This window comes from Mycobacterium pinniadriaticum (assembly GCF_026242045.1).
Lineage (GTDB): Bacteria > Actinomycetota > Actinomycetes > Mycobacteriales > Mycobacteriaceae > Mycobacterium > Mycobacterium pinniadriaticum.
In genome coordinates, this window is the sequence record NZ_JAPJDO010000085.1 from 1 (window position 1) to 4,090 (window position 4,090).

2 protein-coding genes are annotated in these 4,090 nt (G+C 59.7%); both read right to left on the reverse strand.

The features are described from left to right. Nucleotides 1–49: 49 nt before the first annotated feature. The gene (locus tag ORI27_RS32645; protein WP_323055704.1) at nucleotides 50–1,003 is read right to left on the reverse strand and encodes a glycyl-radical enzyme activating protein; all 954 of its coding nucleotides are present in this window, start codon (nucleotides 1,001–1,003) and stop codon (nucleotides 50–52) included. Beyond that, on the reverse strand, nucleotides 957–3,980 hold the full coding sequence (locus ORI27_RS32650; protein WP_266001389.1) for a pyruvate formate lyase family protein: 3,024 nt from the start codon (nucleotides 3,978–3,980) through the stop codon (nucleotides 957–959). The genes ORI27_RS32645 and ORI27_RS32650 overlap by 47 nt, the downstream gene beginning before the upstream one ends. Nucleotides 3,981–4,090: the final 110 nt, after the last annotated feature.

The window sequence follows — 4,090 nt, forward strand, 5'->3', positions numbered from 1 at the left end:
CGCTGCGCCTATTCCAGCCCCGCCACCTACGAAAACAACCACACATTCGCTACGCTGCCACAAGCGGCGTAACCACAAATCCCGTGTCCACTACACCGGGGCAAGGCCCCTTGTCGGCCCACAGCGGATTGCTCTTCAGGACGATTGTCCGGGTGACACCGTTGGCCTCGTAGAACTGGGCCAACTCCCTGATGTTCTTCTCGGTGTCCGTGATGTCGGGAATCAGCGGTGTGCGCGGTATCACGCAGAATTGGCTAGTCTGGGACATCCGGTGCAGCCGTAGGAAATTGTCCTTGATCACGTCGTTGTAGGTTCCGCAGAACCGTCGGTGATCATGCCGGTCCAGAATTTTCATATCCAGATAGATCACGTCCGTATGCGGCAGTATCGCGCCTTCGAAATCGTCGAAGCAGAATCGTCCGTTTGTTTCGACCAATGTGTGTAGACCCTCGGCCTTGAAGCGCTGCAGCAGCGCGGACAGAAAGTCCATGAACAGGGTTGGCTCGCCGCCGGACACGGTGACTCCACCGCCAGAGGCTTGGAAGTACGACGTGTATTGGACTACGTCGCGAACCACATCATCGACACTCATGGTGCGGCCCACCGCCGAAAGCGCCCGTGACGGGCAACTATCGACGCATTCGAAGCAGGTCGTGCAGGACTGCCGGTCAACCACCACCGGCGGCTCGCCGATTGACGGATCTCCAATTCGCAGAGCGCCTTGGGGGCACACTGCGACACATTCCCGGCAGCTGATGCAGGAACCCCGGTCGTAGTACAACTCATTCGTACGGTGCTTGCTCTCCGGATTGTGGCACCAGGAGCAATTCAGGTTGCAGCCCTTCAAGAAGACGACCGAGCGAATTCCAGGCCCGTCCTCCAGCGAGTTGTGTTTCACAGCAAAGACATACGGCACTCCGCGAACCAGATCCGGAGCGGCCACGTTCACCGCAGGTCTAGATGACAAATTCGGTCCTCCCGATGATCTCCAGTTGGAGGTCACGCTGCATGCGGGTGTAGTACCCGGTGTAACCGGACACCCGGACAATCAGATCCGGATAGAACTCGGGATGTGCCATCGCGTCCCGCAGTGTGTCGCCGTCCACCATGTTGAACTGGACCTGCATGCCACCGTTGACGAAGTAGGCCTGGACATAGCTCGCGATGTGGTCGACGTTCTGCTTGTGGGAATCCTTGTTCGAGAACGAAAGTCGAACGTTGAGGGTGTAGTTGTTGTCGCACGTCAGCGGATCGATGCTGGCGACGTCGTTGAAATTGTCCAGGGGGTTCTTCGAGGCTGCCGGGTTGGGTGTCAGACCGGACGTAAAAGGCGTTCCCGCAAGCCGTCCCGACGGCGACGCTCCCGAAACCCGTCCGTAGACCGTGTGGTTGTTATTTGTGCGGTAGCCGGTGCTGTAGTGTCCGCCTCTGCCGTTGTCCTGCCCGTGTAGGAAATCTGCTGTCATGCGGGTGACCCGATCCACCATGGCCCGCCCCCTCGGATCCCCGGAACCGAACTTCGGCACCCGATTCATGATGTAGGCGTGCATGGCCTCATGGCCTTCGAAGTTGGCATCCATGGCGTCCCTGATCTCCCGCAAGGTGTACTTCTCCTCATCGAAGACGACCTGTTTGATCGTCAAAAGGGAGTCGGTGACATCAGATAATGCAATGAAGGCCGCCCCAGAGGAGTTGTAGCGGGCACCGCCGTGCGTCATACCAACACCGGACTCGACGCAACCTTGCAGAGTGACCGAATACAGCGGCGCCGGCATGATCTGTTGATGAACCCGCAGGATCTGGTGGGAGGCCTCGATGGCCTCCCGGTAGATGAACTTGAACTGAGTTTCGAAGGCTTCGAAGAAATCATCGAATGTTTCGAACGCTTCGAGCTCGCCGGTCTTCGGGCCGAAGTCCCACCGGGCCGTCGGGTGGTACCCGTTGTACATGGCCATGGTCAACGGAACCATCAGATTGGAGTCGACGTCGCCGGTGGCGGCGAAATGCTTGCCGTGGATCACGGGCTCGACACATCCGCACGGAACCCAGTCTCTGGCATCCTCGACCTTCCACCCGTGCTGGCACAGCGCGTCGATGATGGCCTCGTCGTTGTGGATCGAAGGCGTCCCGCTGGTGATGTAGTTCAGCTCTGCCACCCGACGGATGTAGTCGGTGCTGTTGACACCCACCATGTAGCGCGCATCCATGTCCGGATCATCCAGAGACAGCATCTCGGCCACTTTGAGGACGATGTAGGTCATGTCGTTGACGCCGTCCTTGCCCTCAGGGGTGACGCCTCCCACCGTCACTGAGGCGACGCCCGGCGCCCCGCTGTTCTGCCATGAGGCAATGGTGGCGGCCGCGATCCGATGACTTGTGAAGCGTAGGAAAAGACAACCGACCAACTCGATGGCGCGCTTGACGTAAGCCTCTCGCTCATCGTTGGGGATCTTCTCGATGTCCGCCGCAAAGTACGGCTGCAAGATCTGGTCGAGACGGCCGACGGTGATGTCGTCGTCCATGCTGTCCAGACTCAGCGCGATGAACATGATCCACAGCGCCTGAACGGCCTCGTGCAGGGTCTGTGCCGGGTAGCGAGGCACGCGTAGCAGATTGGCGTGGATGGTCTCGAGCTCTTGCCTGCGCGTCGGATCGGCTTCGTCGTCGGCCGCCGTGCGAATCATCGCTGCCAAGTTGCGGGTATAGGCGAGCACACCGTCGATGGCGGCCAGCATGGCTTCCCAGGTGTTCATCTTGTTCTGGTCGACATCGTCGGGTGATGTGTCGACATGGGCGGCCCGCTGTTGGACCACTTCTTCGCGGATGCTTTCCAGGCCCTGGTGCACGACCCTTTCGAAGCCGGGGCTGCCGGGGTTCAGTGAATTCAAGCTCCAGAGATTGAAGCAGAACATCCGGTCGTTGATCTTCGCAGAGAGCGGGTAGTCGTTCCGGTCCTTCCACATCTGCACGGTGTGCTTGTCCATCCAGAACGGGAACACGTACCGGTGCAACGTTTCCCGCGTCTCGTCGCTGATGAAGAAGGGATCCAGCTCGCGGTCCTGCAACGTGGTCATTTCGCCCCAGATCGACCAGCCCACCGTGTAGGGCTGTTGGACCGACCCGCAGATCGGATTGGGGGTGATGGTCCCGGCGAGTAGACCGTCTTTGCGCAGCACAGGCTCTTTGTTCTCCATCAGATACTCGAATGCTCTGGCCGTGCGCAGAGTCGGATCCCAGGCGGTACCGTCTGATTTCGTCTCGAACCCGTTGATCACGTAGAAGTCGGTAAGCAGCCGACCCTGTTCGGCAGTCACTTCCGGCATGGTGTCGTAGTGCTCTTGGCGGAATCTGGCGAGACGGGGAAAGTCTTCCAGGACGTACTGCGACAGGAAGGGCTCCTCGAGGTATTTCACTCCGGGATCCACCTTCTCCGCGCGCAGACGTCCCTTGATCCGGCTTCGTTGCATGCCGCGCTGCGGCTCACCAGCTTGCTCTGCGCTCTCGACGGCTTGTTGCCGGTGCCTTTCGATCTGCTTGCGATAGGACTCGACGTCTTCGTTTCGACTGAGCAGCGAGGTCAAGTAGCTCACATAGCCGAAAGCCGCGGGATTGCCTTCGAGGCGGACCCGGCTGGCGAGGAACATCCGGATGGCCTCATCGTGGTCGGCGTTGACATAAGAGGCGAACTCCTGCAGGGAGTCGAATACCAGGGTTGCGCCCGCATCCGGCCGGCAGACTCCCTTGACCACAGTGCATTCGGCATTACGAATCTCGATCGTGCACTGCACGGTATCGTCTTCGGTTCTGATCCCGACAACGGCGTCGATGGGACCGAAGGCACCCGTCATCTCCCGGTTGAGAGCCGGTTCGGTGTTCAGCGCGTGCTCGATGTTCTGCAACGTGGCGAACAGCAGTGCTTCGGCATCCTCGTATTCGGCGTCCAAGGAGCCATTGCCAACGGTCTTGTTGAAGTTCTTCATCAGTTCTGATATGGGGTGCATTTTGTCAAGGGGCAGGGTGAAGCGGCGGGCCGGTAGCCGTCGCTAGAGGCCCGCCGCTTCGATGTACCGGATGAGCCCGGCATGAGTGT